The following is a 14459-nucleotide window of genomic DNA, read 5'->3' on the forward strand; positions in this document are numbered from 1 at the left end:
CCGTCGACACCGCCGCGGTGCAGGCCGCGATCGCCGCGATCGAGACCGAGTCCGGGCTGACGCTCGGGGTCGCCGCGATCGACACCGGGACCGGCGCCGTCGTCGGGCACCGCGCCGACGAGCGCGTGCTGCTGTGCTCGACGGCGAAGGTGCTCGTCGTCGCGGCGGCACTGGCGCTGCGCACCGAGCGCCCGGGGCTGCTCGGCGAGCCCGTGCCGATCCCGGCGGGCCAGGTCGTCGACCACTCCCCCGTCACCGCCGAGCACGAGGGCGGCGAGCTGCCCGTCGCGGTGCTGTGCGACGCGGCGATCACCCAGAGCGACAACACCGCGGCGAACGCGCTCATGGGTCTCGTCGGCGGCCCGGCCGGCGTGACCGCGTACGTGCGCACGCTCGGCGACGAGGTCACGCGCCTCGACCGCACCGAGCCCGAGCTCAACCAGGGCGCACCGGGCGACGAGCGCGACACCTCGACCCCGGCCCAGGTCGCCGCCGACCTGCGGCTGCTCGCCGTCGAGGAGGGCCTGCCGCCCGAGAGCCGCGACCCGCTCGTCGGGTGGATGCGCGGCAGCACCACGGGCGCCGACCGCATCCGCGCCGGCGTGCCCGCGGGGTGGACCGTCGGCGACAAGACCGGCACGGGCCCGAACGGCGAGGTGCACGACGTCGGCGTGGTCTGGCCGCCCGACGGCGCCCCGGTCGTGCTCGCGGTCTACACCTCGCCCGCCGCGGCCGGGACCGGCTCGACCGAGGCGAGCGCGGCGGTGATCGCGCGCGTCGCGGCCCTCGTGTGCGAGGCGTTCAGCCGCTGAGCCCGCCCGGCACCCGCGTGCGGAGGCCGTCCGACCCCGGGCGGCCCCGCGCGCGGTCCGCCTCGCGACCCCGCACGAGCCGCGGCTCGGCGACGACGAGGACGAGCGCGGCGAGGACGAGCGACGCCCCGAGGAGCGGGACGCCCTGCACCCCCCACGTCGCCACGACCCGACCGCCCAGGAACGCGCCGGACCCGATCCCGACGTTGAACGCCGTGCTGACGCCGGCCATCGCAAGGTCGGTGTTGCCGGGCGCGTGCTGCAGGCCCCGGTGCATCAGCGTCGTCGCCAGTCCCCCGAAGCAGGCGCCCGCGAGCCCGACGCACGCCACCGCGACCGCGACCGACCCGCCGAGCAGGCCCAGCCCGAGGTGCGCGAGCCCGAGGCCGGCGAGCACCACGACGAGGGTCGGCCACGGCCGGCGGTCGAGGAACCGGCCCGCGACCGTCGTCCCGACGACGCCCGCCGCCCCGGACACCGCGAGCACGAGGCTCAGCGAGCCCTTCGCGACCCCGACGTGGTCGATCACGAACGGCGCGAGGTAGGTCAGCACCGCCATGCCGCCCGCGACCGCGAGGCCCGTCGTGCCGAGCAGGAGCACGTAGCGCGGCCGGCTCGGCTCGAGCGCACGCGCGGCGCCGCCCTGCTCGGGCGGGTAGGACGGGAGCAGCGCGAGCACGGCGAGCGTCAGCAGGACGCTGAGCACGCCGAGGACGAGGAACGCGACGCGCCACTGCGTCTGCTGGGCGACCCAGGTGCCCGCCGGCACGCCCAGCACCGGCCCGAGCGCGCTCCCGACCGACAGCCGGGCCACCATCCGGCCGCGGACCTCGGGCGGGAACAACCCGGTCGCCGCGGCGGCGGCCACCGACCAGAACAGCGCGTGCGCGAGACCCGAGAGGACGCGCGCCGCGAGGAGCACCTCGAACGTCGGCGCCCAGGCGGCGAGGAGCGTCGCGGCGCTGAACACCGCGAGCGTGACGGTGAGCAGCCCGCGCCGGGGCACGCGCGTGGTGAGGCGCGTCAGCGGCAGCGAGAAGACCACGACGGCGGCCGCGTACGCCGTCACGAGCTGGCCGGTCGCCGAGACCGACCGGTCGAGCCCGCGGGCGATCAGCGTGAGCAGGCCGCTCGGCAGGGTCTCCGTGGTCACGAAGCAGAACGCGCCTGCGGCCAGGACGGCGAGCGCGAGGTGCGCGCGCCGGGGCGGCACGAGCAGGGGCGCGGGCGCGGGCGCCGGCGCGCCGGGCGGGGTGCGGGTCATCGGCGGTCTCCGGGTGGCGAGGGTGGTCTGTGGGCGCGCGTCAGGAGGGGGCGGTCCGCGGCCGGCGCGGCTCAGGCGGCGGGGTCGGCGCGCCGCGCGGTGCGGAGCGTGCGGCCCCACCACTGGAGCTGGTCGAGCATCGACTTCGCGGCCGCCTCGTGCCGCGCGGGGTCGACGAGGCACCCGTCGGGCCCGAAGCGGTCCCACACGCCCGGGAAGGCGACGGCCTCGCGGACCGTGACGACCTGGAGCTCGGCGAAGACCTGCCGCAGCTGCTCGACGGCACGCGTCCCCCCGGCGAGCCCGCCGTAGGAGACGAACGCCAGCGGCTTGCCCTCCCACTCGGCGAGAGCGGAGTCGATCGCGATCTTGAGGTACCCCGGGTACCCGTGGTTGTACTCGGGGGTCACGACCACGAAGGCGTCCGCCGCGGCGAGGCGGGCGCGGAAGGCGTCGGTGTCGCCCGATCCGTCGTGCGCGGCCGGCAGCGTGACGTCCGCGAGGTCGACGACGTCGACCTCGAACCCGCCGTGCGCGTCGAGGCGCTCGTGCGCCCAGGCGGCGACGGTCGAGCCGAGCCGCTCGGGGCGGACGCTGGCGACGAGGAGGGCGGTCCGGAGCGGAGGTGCGGCGCTGAGCATGAAAGGGTCCCCTGCGGTCGGGACCCGACCCCTAGGCGGAGGCCGGGCCGGTGGTGGTGCGGACGACGAGCTCGGTCGGGAGCGTCACGCGGGTCTCGCGGCGCTCGCGGGCGTCGCGGGCCTCAGGGGCGGCGGCGTCGAGGAGCATCCGGGCCATGACGCGGCCCTTCTCGCGCACGGGCTGGCGGACCGTGGTGAGGCCGGCGGCCGCCGCCTGCGGGACGTCGTCGAAGCCCGTGACCGACATCGCGGCCCCGACCTCGACGCCCCGCTCCCGGAGCTCCTCGAGGACCCCGAGCGCGAGCACGTCGGTCGTCGCGACGACGCACGTGGGCGGGCGGGCCGAGGCGAGCAGCGCGGCGGCGGCGAGGCGGCCGGACCGTCCGGTGTTCTGCCCGGCGGAGACGACGACGACCTCCGCGCCGTCGCCGAGACCCGCCCGCACGCCCTCGAGGCGCAGCCGGGAGTACGGGAACAGGCCCGCCTCGTCGGCACCGACCACGGGGTCGCCGTCGTCCATGCTGTCGCCGAGCACCGCGACCCTGCGGTGACCCAGTGCGCGCAGGTGGTCCCCGAGCCCGACCCCCGCGGCACGGTCGTCGACGACGACGCTCCGGTCGCCCGTGCCGTCCGTCGTGACCACGGGGATCCCGCGCTCGGCGAGCACGCGCAGCAGGGGGTGGGACGGGTGCAGGCCGTCGGCGATCGCCCCGTCGAGCGCCGCCTGGCGGACGCCCCGGACGAGGCGGAGCTCCTCCTCGCGCGAGTACGCGCCGGAGACGGCGTGCGGCCCCACCGGCATGAGGAGCAGGTTCGTGGCCGTCGCGGTGGCGACCTCGGCGACGCCCGTGAGCAGGTCCGCGCAGTAGGGGTCGACGAACGCGTAGGTCAGCTGCTGGGCGAAGAGCACGCCGATAGACCCCGTGCGCCGGCTGCGCAGCGCGCTGGCGGCCGGGTCGGGACCGGCGTAGCCGAGCTCGGCGGCGACGTCGAGCACGTGCCGGCGCACCGCCTCGGAGAGCTGGTCCGGGCGGTTGTAGGCGTTCGACACGGTGGAGCGCGAGACTCCGGCGGCGGCGGCCACCGTCACGAGGCTCGGTCGTGCGTCCACGGTCACCGCCTTCTGCATCGATCCAGTGCGTCGACTGGATCGTTCCAGCGCGGGCCGCTGCGCGTCAAGCGCGGACGCGTGAGGGCGCCGCGCGTCGAACGCGGACGCCCGAAGGGCCCCCGTGCGCACGGTGCACGGGGGCCCTTCGTCGGCCGCCTTGCGGCGGCACACCTGCGTCAGCTGCGCGCGGTGCTCGCGCGGCGCTTGTTGTAGATGTCGAACGCGACGGCCAGCAGCAGCACGAGGCCCTTGATCATCTGCTGGACCGACTGGTCGATGCCCATGAGCTGCATGCCGTTGCTCATGACGCCCATGATCAGACCACCGACCATCGCGCCGGTGACCTTGCCGACACCACCGGTCGTCGACGCGCCACCGATGAAGCACGCGGCGATCGCGTCGAGCTCGAACATGTTGCCGGCCGCGGGCTGCGCGCCGTTCGAGCGCGAGGAGTACACGACGCCGGCGATCGCCGAGAGCAGGCCCATGTTGACGAAGATCCAGAAGTTGACCTTCTTGACCTTGACGCCCGAGAGCTGCGCGGCGTGCAGGTTGCCGCCGATCGAGTACACGTGCCGACCGAAGACCGTGCGGTTCGTGACGACCGAGTAGGCGAGCACGAGCACGCCCAGGATGATCAGCACGATCGGCAGGCCGCGGCTGCGGGAGAGCTGGTAGGCGAACGCCATGACGACGGCGCCGATGAGCACGATGCGGAGGACGAACAGCGGGAACGCCTCGACGGCCTGCTTGTAGCGCAGCCGGGCGACGCGCGAGCGGAACGAGCTCACCGCGTAGCCGACGACCGCGAGAGCCGCGATGACCAGCGTGAAGACGTCGAAGCCCTGCCCGCCGAGGAACCCGTTGAGGAACCCGCCGGCGACCTTCTGGTACTCGGCCGGGAACGGCGAGAGCGAGATGTTCTGCAGCACCTGGAGCGTCATGCCGCGGAACAGGAGCATGCCGGCGAGCGTCACGATGAACGCGGGGATCCCGACGTACGCGACCCAGAAGCCCTGCCACGCGCCGACGACCGCGCCGACCGCGAGCGCGGCGAGGATGCCGACCCACCACGGCTGGCCGTTCTTGATCACCAGGACCGCGGACACCGCACCCGTGAGCGCCACGACCGAGCCGACCGACAGATCGATGTGCCCGGCGATGATGACGATCACCATGCCGATCGCGAGGATCAGGATGTAGGAGTACTGCAGCACGATGTTCGTGAGGTTGATCGGGCTGAGCAGGACGCCGTCGGTCAGGATCGCGAACAGCCCCACGATCGCGACGAACGCGATGTAGATGCCGCTCTGGCGCAGGTTGCGCGTGAAGATCTCCCTGAAGGCCGATACCGCAGTCATCGGACTGTCTCCCTTTCCTTGGTCATGAGCTCCATGAGGCCCTCCTGCGTCGCGTCCTCGCGCGTGAGCTGGCCGGTGATCCGGCCCGCGGACAGCGTGAAGATGCGGTCGCAGATCCCGAGCAGCTCAGGGAGCTCGGAGGAGATGACGATGACCGCCTTCCCCGCGTCGGCGAGGCCGTTGATGATGGTGTAGATCTCGTACTTGGCGCCGACGTCGATGCCGCGCGTCGGCTCGTCGAGGATGAGCACCTGCGGGTCCGTGAAGATCCACTTGCTCAGCACGACCTTCTGCTGGTTGCCGCCCGAGAGCTTGCCCGTGAGGGCCATGACCGTCGGCGACTTGATGTTCATGCTCGCCCGGTACTCCTCGGCGACCTTGATCTCCTCGTTGCCGTTGATCCAGCCGAGCTTCGACAGGCCACCGAGGTTCGCCGCGCTCACGTTCGAGCGGATGTCCTCGATCAGGTTGAGGCCGTACTTCTTGCGGTCCTCGGTCGCGTACGCGAGCCCGTGGTCGATCGCCTCGGAGACGGTCCGGGTCTGGATCTCCTTGCCGTGCAGGAAGACCTTGCCGGAGATGTTCCGCCCGTAGCTGTGCCCGAAGATGCTCATCGCGAGCTCGGTGCGCCCGGCGCCCATGAGCCCCGCGATGCCGACGATCTCGCCGGCGCGCACGTCGAGGTTCGCGTGGTCGACGACGACGCGGTCCACCTGCGTGGGGTGGTAGACCGTCCAGTCCTCGACGCGCAGGACCTCGGCGCCGATCGTGGGCGTGTGCTCGGGGTACCGGTGGTCGAGGTCGCGGCCGACCATCGCCTTGATGATGCGCTCCTGCGTGACCGCGTCGGCCTTCATGTCGAGGGTCTCGATCGTGCGGCCGTCGCGGATGATCGTCGTGGAGTCGGCGACCTCGGCGATCTCGTTGAGCTTGTGGGAGATCATGATCGACGTGATGCCCTGCTCCTGCAGCTGACGCAGCAGGCCCAGCAGGTGCGCCGAGTCGGAGTCGTTGAGCGCCGCGGTCGGCTCGTCCAGGATCAGCAGCTTGACGCGCTTGGACAGCGCCTTGGCGATCTCGACGAGCTGCTGCTTGCCGACGCCGAGCTGGCCGACGGGCGTCACGGGGTTCTCGTCGAGGCCCACGCGCGCGAGGAGCTCGGCTGCCTCGTGGTTCGTGCGGTTCCAGTCGATGAGGCCGCGGCCCTGGCGCTCGTTGCCGAGGAAGATGTTCTCGGCGACCGACAGGAACGGGACGAGCGCGAGCTCCTGGTGGATGATCACGATCCCGCGGTCCTCGGAGTCGTTGATCGACCCGAACTGGACGGGCTCGCCCTCGAAGCGGATCTCGCCGTCGTACGTGCCCGCGGGGTAGACGCCCGAGAGCACCTTCATCAGCGTCGACTTCCCGGCACCGTTCTCGCCGCAGATCGCGTGGATCTCACCGCGCCGCACGGCGAGCGAGACGTCCTGCAGCGCCTTGACCCCGGGGAAGGTCTTGGTGATGGAGTGCATTTCCAGGATGTTCTGGGTGGTCATGCTCGACCGTCCTACTAGGTGCGGTGTGGGGGTCCGCAGCCCTGCCGGGCAGCACGGTGGTGTGCTGCCCGGCGGGCCGGTACCGGTGCGCCGTGGGGCGCGCTGGTCGGTCGGTCAGGTCAGGCCTGGCCGGACGCGACCTGCTCCTCGGTCCAGTACTCCGTGTCGATCAGGAGCGACTGGATGTTGTCGGCGTAGACGATGTCCGACTCGAGCAGGTAGGACGGGACGACCTTGACGCCGTTGTGGTACGTCTTCGTGTCGTTCGCCTCGGGCTCGGCGCCCGAGAGGAAGTCCTCCGAGGCCGCGACGGCCTGGGCCGCGAGCTTGCGGGTGTCCTTGAAGATCGTCGCGAACTGCACGCCGTCACGGATGAGCTTGACGGAGGCGATCTCGGCGTCCTGGCCGGTGATGATGGGCATCTTCGAGTCGCCGGAGCCGTAGCCGGCGTTCTGGAGCGCCGTGATGATGCCGCGCGAGATGCCGTCGTACGGCGAGAGCACGCCGTCGACCTTCTCGCCGCCGGAGTACGAGCCCGTGAGCAGGTCCTCCATGCGCTTCTGGGCCGTCTCCTGGAGCCAGCGCAGCGTCGCCGCCTGCTCGATGGTCGTCTGGCCCGAGGGCACGACGATCTTGCCGGAGTCGATGAACGGCTTGAGCGTGTCGTACGCGCCGTCCCAGAAGAAGTGCGCGTTGTTGTCGTCCAGCGAGCCCGCGAAGAGCTCGACGTTGAACGGGCCGGTCGCGGTGCCCTCGGCGCCGTCGGCCGTCTGCAGGCCGAGGCCCACGAGCAGCGACGTGGCCTGCTGGACGCCGACCTTGTAGTTGTCGAACGTCACGTAGTGGTCGACGTTCTCGGTGTCGCGGATCAGGCGGTCGTACGCGATGACCGGGATCCCGGCGTCGGCGGCGGCCTGGAGCTGGCTCGAGAGCGCCGTGCCGTCGATCGAGGCGACGATGAGCAGGTCGACGCCCTTGGTGATCATCTGGTCGATCTGCTGCGACTGGGTCGGGATGTCGTCGCCGGCGTACTGGAGGTCGACGGTGTAGCCGGCGCCCTCGAGGCCTTCCTTGACGGCGTTGCCGTCGGCGATCCAGCGCTCGGACGTCTCGGTCGGCATCGCGACGCCGACGGACTTCTCGCCGCCGTCGCCGCCGGCCGCGCCGGTCTCCTCGGACGTGCTGCCGGCGCCTTCGCCTGCGCATGCCGTCAGGCTGAGCACGAGAGCAGCGCCGACCGCTGCGAACTTGAACCTCTTCATGACCATCTCCTCCTCGAGAGGGTGCTGCGGTGTGGTGGTCCGCGCTCCGGGGCGACCTCGCCCCGGGCCGGGAGCTCACCGGCGGCGCTGGGGACGCCACCGTGTGCACGGGGAAGCGTGCAGGTCCAGTGTCCAGACGTTGGATTCAAGAAGTCAAGGCAGCGAGTGGGCGATCGCGTTGCAAGTTGATAACGAGGCGGGTGAGTTCCTGCAGGCCAGGAGCGCTCCCACGCGCCGCCCGGCTGAGCCCGGGCGCAACTGCACCCCGGTCCTCACCCGAGGACCGGGGTGCGCTTGCATTTACATGTCGAACGAAAGGAGAGACCTCAGATCGTCTGGGCGAGTCGGTAGTACGCGGCGTTCCAGCGGACCTGCTCCCGGAAGCCGCGGCGCGTCGTGTCCTGGTCGATGACCAGCAGCTCCGTGCGGGCGATCTCGGCGAAGTCCTCGAACGCCTCGACCCCGACCGCCGTCGTGAGCACCGTGTGGTGCGCCGCGCCGGCCGTGAGCCACGACTCCGCGGACGTCGCGAAGTCGGGCTGCGGGCGCCAGACGGCCCGGGCGACGGGGAGGTTCGGCAGCGCCGCGTCGGGCGCGACGACGTCGACCGCGTTGGCCGTGAGGCGGAAGCGGTCGCGCATGTCCGAGAGCGCGACGACGACGCCCGGGCCCGGGTCGGTGTCGAAGACCAGACGGACCGGGTCCTCCTTGCCGCCGATGCCGAGCGGGTGCACCTCGAGCGAGGGCCGCGACGTCGTGAGCGTCGGGCAGATCTCGAGCATGTGCGCGCCCAGGATCTTCTCGTCGCCCGGCGTCAGGTCGTACGTGTAGTCCTCCATGAGCGACGCGCCACCGGGCAGCCCGGCGCCCATCACCTTGGCGGCCCGCACGAGCACGGCCGTCTTCCAGTCGCCCTCGGCGCCGAAGCCGAAGCCCTTCGCCATGAGGCGCTGGACCGCGAGGCCCGGGAGTTGGCGCAGCGCGCCGAGGTCCTCGAAGTTCGTCGTGAACGCCGTCGCGCCGAGGTCGCCGAGCAGCTGCAGCAGCGCGAGCTCCTGGCGTGCGCCGTAGCGCAGCGAGTCGTGGCGCTCCCCGCCGCGGCGCAGCTCGGGCGCCACGTCGTAGAGGTCCTCGTACTCCGCGACCAGCGGGTCGATCGCGTCCTGCTCGACCGCGTCGACCGCCGCGACCAGGTCGTTGACGCCCCACGTGTTCACCGAGACCCCGAACCGCAGCTCGGCCTCGGTCTTGTCGCCCTCGGTGACCGCGACGTTGCGCATGTTGTCGCCGAAGCGGGCGAGCTTGAGCTCGTGCGTCGCGGCCCACGCGGCCGACGCCCGGACCCACGTGCCGATCCGCTTCTGCACGACCGGGTTGCTCACGTGGCCGACGACGGTCTTGCGCGCGACGTTCAGCCGCGACTGGATGTACCCGAACTCCCGGTCGCCGTGCGCGGCCTGGTTGAGGTTCATGAAGTCGAAGTCGATCGTGTCCCAAGGGAGCTCGACGTTCGCCTGCGTGTGCAGGTGCAGCAGCGGCGTGCGCAGCGCGTCGAGCCCGGCGATCCACATCTTCGCGGGCGAGAACGTGTGCATCCACGCGATCACGCCGATGACCCGGTCGTCCGCGTTCGCGTCGAGCGCGGCCCGGCGGATCGACGCCGAGTCCTTGAGGACCGGCTTCCAGACGATGCTGACCGGGACGTCCGAGGAGTCGTCGAGCTCGCGCGCGATCGCCTGCGACTGCTCCGCGACCTGGCGCAGCGTGTCCTCGCCGTACAGGTCCTGGCTCCCCGTGAGGAACCAGACCTCACGGTCCGCGTACGGCTTCGTCATCGCGTGCTCTCCTGCTCTGTGGGCGTGACCGGCGTCGTCGCCGGCTCGTCGGTCGCTGCGGGCGTGCGCCCGTAGACGTTCTGGTACCGGGCGTACAGCGAGTCGATGTCCGCCTGTCCGATCGGCAGCGGGGTGCCGAGCTGGAGGGAGATGTGCACGGTACGTGCGACCTCCTCAACCATGACGGCGGCCTTGACCGCCGCCTTGGCGTCCTTCCCGATCGTGAACGGGCCGTGGTTGCGCATGAGGACGGCCGGGCTGCGCGAGTCCCGCAGCGTCTCGACGATTCCCCGGCCGATCGAGTCGTCGCCGATGAGCGCGAACGGGCCGACGGGGATGTCGCCGCCGAACTCGTCGGCCATCATCGTCAGCACGCACGGCACCGGCTCGGCCCGCGCGGCCCAGGCGGTCGCGTACGTCGAGTGCGTGTGCACGACGCCGCCCACCTCGGGCATGTGCCGGTAGACGTAGGCGTGCGCGGCGGTGTCCGACGAGGGCGCGCGGGTGCCGTCGACGAGGTTCCCGTCGAGGTCGCACACGACCATCGACCCCGGCGTCAGCTCGTCGTACGTCACGCCCGAGGGCTTGATGACGAACAGGTCCGCGTCGCTCGGGCCGGCGGGGTCGACGACGACGCGCTGGGACACGTTGCCGGCCGTCCACACCACCAGGCCCCAGCGCGGGAGCTCGGCGTGCAGCGTCGAGACCACCTCACGCGTGCGCGCGACGACGTCGCGCACCTCCTGCGGGTAGCTGTCCAGGGTTCGCGTCATGCCGGTCCGTCCTCCTGCGTCGTGTCGTCCTGCTGCGCGATCGGCTGCGCGCAGGTCAGTTCAGTCCTGGTGGCCGATCGCCTCGACCGCGGCGCGCTCGATCGCCAGGCCGGCGACGTAGCGCTCGAGGAACGTCCCGTAGCCGGCGACGTCGGCCGGGTCGGGCTCGACGACGTCCGCCGCCGCGTCGCCGAAGACACGCTCGTCGAGGAAGGCGCCGAGGTCGAGCTCGTCGGCGGCCGCGAGGTACGCCGCAAGCACCGCGATCCCCCACGGCCCGCCCTCGCTCGCCGTCCGCGCGACCGCCACGGGGGCGCCGACCGCGGCGGCGAGCAGCCGCTGGGCGACGCCCGCGGTGCGGAACATCCCGCCGTGCGCGAAGAGCGTGCTGATGGCGACGCCCTCCGCCTCGAGCACGCGCATGCCCAGGCTCAGCGTCCCGAACGCGCCGTACACCTGGGTGCGCACTAAGTTGGCGAGCGTGAGCCGGCTGCCCGGCGTGCGCACGACGAGCGGGCGCCCCTCGGCCAGGCCGGTGATCGGCTCGCCCGAGAGGTAGTTGTAGGCGAGCAGGCCGCCGCCGTCGGCCTCACCCTCCAGGGCCTCGCGGAGCAGCGCGCCGAAGACCTCGTCCGGCGCCGCCGGGGTGCCGAGGACGGTCGCGAACCGGCCGAACACCTCGGCCCACGCCCCGAGCTCGCTCGCGCCGTTGTTGCAGTGCACCATCGCGACGAGGTCGCCGGCGGGCGTCGTCACGAGGTCGAGCTCGTCGTGGACCTGCGTGAGCGGCCGCTCGAGGACGACCATGGCGAAGATGCTCGTGCCCACGCTGACGTTGCCCGTGCGGGGCGCGACGGCGTTGGTCGCGACCATGCCGGTGCCCGCGTCACCCTCGGGCGGGCACAGCGGCAGGCCGGGCTGCAGGGTCCCGGTGGGGTCGAGCAGCGCGGCGCCCTCGGCCGTGAGCCGGCCGGCCTCCTGGCCCGCGACGAGCACCTCGGGGAGCAGCTCGGCGAGCCGCAGGCCGGGGCGGCGGGCGCCGACGCGCTCGTCGAACAGCCCGAGCAGCCGCGCGTCGTAGGTGCGGGTCGCCGGGTCGATCGGGAACATGCCCGACGCGTCGCCGACGCCCAGCACGTGGCGACCGGTCAGCGCGCGGTGCACGTAGCCCGCGAGCGTCGTGACGGACGCGACGGCGGGGACGTGCGGCTCGTCGTCGAGGACCGCCTGGTAGAGGTGGGCCACCGACCAGCGGAGCGGGATGTTGTAGCCGAACAGCTCGGTGAGCTCGGTCGCGGCGCGCTCGGTGGTCGTGTTGCGCCACGTCCGGAACGGGGTGAGCAGCTCGCCGCCCGAGTCGAACGCGAGGTAGCCGTGCATCATCGCGGACACGCCGAGCGCACCGAACGTCGTCGGCCGCACGCCGTGCCGCTGCTCGGCGTCGGCGAGCAGGGCGGCGTAGCACTCCTGCAGGCCCGTCCAGACCGCGTCGAGCGCGTACGTCCACACGCGGTCGACGTACTGGTTCTCCCAGTCGTGGCTGCCGCTCGCGAGGACCGTGCCGTCCTGGGCGACGAGGCAGGCCTTGATGCGGGTCGAGCCGAGCTCGATGCCGAGGGCGGTCGCGCCCTGCGTGATCGCGGCGCGCGGGTCGAGGGCGAGCTGGGGATCGACGGCCATGTCGCTCCGGTCCGTGACGGGGTGGGCACCCGGCGGCTGCGGCGGCGCGCCGGTCCGGGGGCGCCGTCGGCAGAACACCGCGGCGCATCCAATGCTAACGCTCACATACGCGCTGTCAAGCAGCATGCAGGCGCCCCCCGCGCGTCACCGCGCGGGTCCGGCCCCTGTCCCACCGGCCCCGCGCTCCGGGGCCGGCCGCTGCTCGTCCGCACCCCGAGGTGCGGCGCGACGACGCCCGAGACTACCCGCCCGCACGCGACGGCGGCGGGCAGCGGCGAGGCGACCGCCCGATCAGCCCTCCGGCGCCGCGACCGAGCTCGCCCGCACGACGAGCGTCGCGGGGATCGCGGGTCGCACGAGGTCCGACCCGGCGAGCGCGTCGCTCAGCACGTCGATCGCGAGCCGACCGAGCGCCGCGAAGTCCTGGCGGACCGTCGTGAGCGGCGGGATGAAGTACGCCGAGCCCGCGACGTCGTCGAAGCCGACGACCGCGACGTCGTGCGGGACGCGCAGCCCCGCCTCCCAGAACGCGCGCAGCAGGCCGAGCGCGAGCTGGTCGTTCGCCGCGAAGACCGCGCTCGGCGCCCCCTCGCGCGCGAGCCGCACGCCGACCGCGTAGCCCCGCTCGGCCGTCCAGTCCCCCTCGATGTGCTCGGGCGTCCGGACCCCGAGCTCCGCGCACTCCGCGCGCCAGCCCGCGAGCCGGTCGCGCGCGTCGAACCAGTCCTGCGGCCCCGCCAGGTGCACGATCTCGCGGTGGCCCGCCTCCGCGAGGTGCCGCGTCGCCTGCCGCGCGCCGTCCGTCTGCTCGACGGTGACCGTCCGGATCGTCGACCCGGCGGGCTGCGCCGAGCTCGTGATCATGACGACCGGGACCGGCGCGTCGAACGACGCGACCGCCTCGGTGACCTCGACCTGGGGGGCGATGATCGCGATGCCCTCGACGCCCTGGCCCATGAAGTGCTCGAGCGCGCGGTGCATCGTCGCGGCGTCGAACACGCTGATCGTTGCGACGCTCACGAAGTAGCCGGCGTCGCGCGCGGCCTCCTCGAGCGCGACGAGCGTGCTCGTCGGCCCGTACAGGACCGAGCCGGTCGTCACGACGCCGATCGTCCCCGAGCGCCGGGTCACGAGCGCGCGCGCGGCGCTGTTGCGCCGGTACCCGAGCGTCGCGATGGCGTCGAGCACGCGCTCGCGCGTCTCGGCGCGCACGCTCGGGTGGTCGTTGAGCACCCGCGAGACGGTCTGGTGGGAGACCCCCGCGAGCTGCGCGACGTCGCTCATCGCGGGCGGGCGCGGCGTACCCACGCCGGCGGTCACGGCCGTGCTCACTTGTCAGACTCGGCGGCGAGCTCGCGCGAGCGGTCCCGGGCGGCCTCCGCGGCGGCGAGGATCCCCGCGCGCACGCCGTGGGCGTCGAGCGCACGCACCCCCGCGACGGTCGTCCCGCCGGGCGACGAGACGCGCTCGCGCAGGACCACCGGGTGCTCGCCGCTCTGCTGCGCGAGGGCCGCGGCCCCCTCGATCGTCGCGACCGCGAGCCGCGACGCCAGGTCGCGCGTGAGCCCGAGCAGCACGCCCGCCTCCGCGAGCGCGTCGATCACGTAGAACGCGTACGCCGGGCCCGAGCCGGAGATCGCCGTGACCGCGTCGAGGTCCTTCTCGGCGACCCGGACGACGAGCCCGGTCGCGCCGAGGATCCGCTCGACGAGCGCGAGGTGCTCGTCCGTCGCGTGCGTGCCGGCGGCGATCGCGCTCGCGCCGTGCCCGATGACCGCGGGCGTGTTCGGCATGACCCGCACGACCGGGGTGCCCTCCGGCAGCCGCTGCTCGTAGAACGCGACGGGCAGCCCCGCGGCGACGGTCACGACGAGCGTCCCCGGGCGGACCGAGCCGGCGACCTCCTCGAGCACGGGACCGACGACGTTCGGCTTGAGCGCGACGACGACGACCTGCGCGTGCCGGACGGTGTCCGGGTTGGTGTCCGAGGCGTTGACCCCGTACCGCTGCGCGAGCTCGGTCGCGCGCGAGGCGTACTGCTCGGTCACGTCGACGTCGTCCGCCGACCAGCCCGCCGACAGGAGCGCCGAGACCACCGTCTCGCCCATCACCCCGCCGCCGAGCACCGCGACGCGGACGTTCTGCTGTGTGGTCACGGCGCCAGACTACCGACGGGGCCCGC

Annotated in this window: 12 protein-coding genes; 1 reads left to right on the forward strand and 11 read right to left on the reverse strand. The window is 73.1% G+C overall.

All coding sequences use genetic code 11. The features are described from left to right. The first annotated feature begins 17 nt into the window (after positions 1-17). Positions 18-812, forward strand: a complete 795-nt coding sequence (gene bla / locus CCE01nite_RS01955; RefSeq protein WP_052103987.1) for a class A beta-lactamase — start codon at positions 18-20, stop codon at positions 810-812. Here the strand turns inward: bla and CCE01nite_RS01960 are convergent. The 11 genes from CCE01nite_RS01960 to proC form a co-directional block, all read right to left on the reverse strand. After that, positions 802-2076, reverse strand: a complete 1275-nt coding sequence (locus tag CCE01nite_RS01960; RefSeq protein ID WP_052103985.1) for an MFS transporter — start codon at positions 2074-2076, stop codon at positions 802-804. The two genes, bla and CCE01nite_RS01960, sit on opposite strands and share 11 nt — an antisense overlap. Positions 2077-2147: 71 nt before the next feature. Then, the gene (locus CCE01nite_RS01965) at positions 2148-2717 is read right to left on the reverse strand and encodes an NADPH-dependent FMN reductase (RefSeq protein ID WP_034628657.1); all 570 of its coding nucleotides are present in this window, start codon (positions 2715-2717) and stop codon (positions 2148-2150) included. Between the two features lie 31 nt (positions 2718-2748). Then, a complete protein-coding gene (locus tag CCE01nite_RS01970) occupies positions 2749-3828 on the reverse strand; it encodes a LacI family DNA-binding transcriptional regulator (protein WP_141371907.1) in 1080 nt (359 codons plus the stop codon). A 176-nt stretch (positions 3829-4004) separates the two neighbouring features. Further along, complete coding sequence (mmsB, locus tag CCE01nite_RS01975) at positions 4005-5189, reverse strand: multiple monosaccharide ABC transporter permease (RefSeq protein ID WP_034628648.1); 1185 nt, start codon at positions 5187-5189, stop codon at positions 4005-4007. After that, a complete protein-coding gene (gene mmsA, locus CCE01nite_RS01980) occupies positions 5186-6727 on the reverse strand; it encodes a multiple monosaccharide ABC transporter ATP-binding protein (protein WP_141371908.1) in 1542 nt (513 codons plus the stop codon). Before mmsA ends, mmsB begins: the two co-directional genes overlap by 4 nt. Before the next feature lie 119 nt (positions 6728-6846). Continuing rightward, positions 6847-7989: a multiple monosaccharide ABC transporter substrate-binding protein gene (gene chvE, locus CCE01nite_RS01985; protein WP_034634071.1), complete on the reverse strand. Its 1143-nt coding sequence runs from the start codon at positions 7987-7989 to the stop codon at positions 6847-6849. 326 nt (positions 7990-8315) lie between these two features. Continuing rightward, positions 8316-9824 carry an L-arabinose isomerase gene (gene araA, locus CCE01nite_RS01990; protein WP_034634054.1) on the reverse strand — a complete coding sequence of 503 codons (1509 nt, stop codon included), beginning with the start codon at positions 9822-9824 and terminating at the stop codon, positions 8316-8318. Then, entirely contained in the window at positions 9821-10597 is a 777-nt protein-coding gene (locus CCE01nite_RS01995) for an L-ribulose-5-phosphate 4-epimerase (RefSeq protein ID WP_034634056.1), read from the reverse strand. The genes araA and CCE01nite_RS01995 overlap by 4 nt, the downstream gene beginning before the upstream one ends. Before the next feature lie 60 nt (positions 10598-10657). Continuing rightward, positions 10658-12277 carry a xylulokinase gene (locus CCE01nite_RS02000; RefSeq protein WP_034634058.1) on the reverse strand — a complete coding sequence of 540 codons (1620 nt, stop codon included), beginning with the start codon at positions 12275-12277 and terminating at the stop codon, positions 10658-10660. 291 nt (positions 12278-12568) lie between these two features. Further along, positions 12569-13609 carry a LacI family DNA-binding transcriptional regulator gene (locus CCE01nite_RS02005; RefSeq protein ID WP_307722707.1) on the reverse strand — a complete coding sequence of 347 codons (1041 nt, stop codon included), beginning with the start codon at positions 13607-13609 and terminating at the stop codon, positions 12569-12571. Further along, entirely contained in the window at positions 13606-14433 is an 828-nt protein-coding gene (gene proC / locus CCE01nite_RS02010; RefSeq protein ID WP_034634060.1) for a pyrroline-5-carboxylate reductase, read from the reverse strand. The genes CCE01nite_RS02005 and proC overlap by 4 nt, the downstream gene beginning before the upstream one ends. Positions 14434-14459 lie beyond the last annotated feature (26 nt).

This window comes from Cellulomonas cellasea (assembly GCF_006538745.1).
Lineage (GTDB): Bacteria > Actinomycetota > Actinomycetes > Actinomycetales > Cellulomonadaceae > Cellulomonas_A > Cellulomonas_A cellasea.

Bases quoted from the DNA above. Each gene is read 5' to 3' on its own strand.
- mmsA (WP_141371908.1), bottom strand. From the start codon at position 6,727: ATGACCACCCAGAACATCCTGGAAATGCACTCCATCACCAAGACCTTC.
- mmsB (WP_034628648.1), bottom strand. From the start codon at position 5,189: ATGACTGCGGTATCGGCCTTCAGGGAGATCTTCACGCGCAACCTGCGC.
- CCE01nite_RS01965 (WP_034628657.1), bottom strand. From the start codon at position 2,717: ATGCTCAGCGCCGCACCTCCGCTCCGGACCGCCCTCCTCGTCGCCAGC.
- CCE01nite_RS01995 (WP_034634056.1), bottom strand. From the start codon at position 10,597: ATGACGCGAACCCTGGACAGCTACCCGCAGGAGGTGCGCGACGTCGTC.
- CCE01nite_RS02000 (WP_034634058.1), bottom strand. From the start codon at position 12,277: ATGGCCGTCGATCCCCAGCTCGCCCTCGACCCGCGCGCCGCGATCACG.
- chvE (WP_034634071.1), bottom strand. From the start codon at position 7,989: ATGAAGAGGTTCAAGTTCGCAGCGGTCGGCGCTGCTCTCGTGCTCAGC.
- CCE01nite_RS01960 (WP_052103985.1), bottom strand. From the start codon at position 2,076: ATGACCCGCACCCCGCCCGGCGCGCCGGCGCCCGCGCCCGCGCCCCTG.
- araA (WP_034634054.1), bottom strand. From the start codon at position 9,824: ATGACGAAGCCGTACGCGGACCGTGAGGTCTGGTTCCTCACGGGGAGC.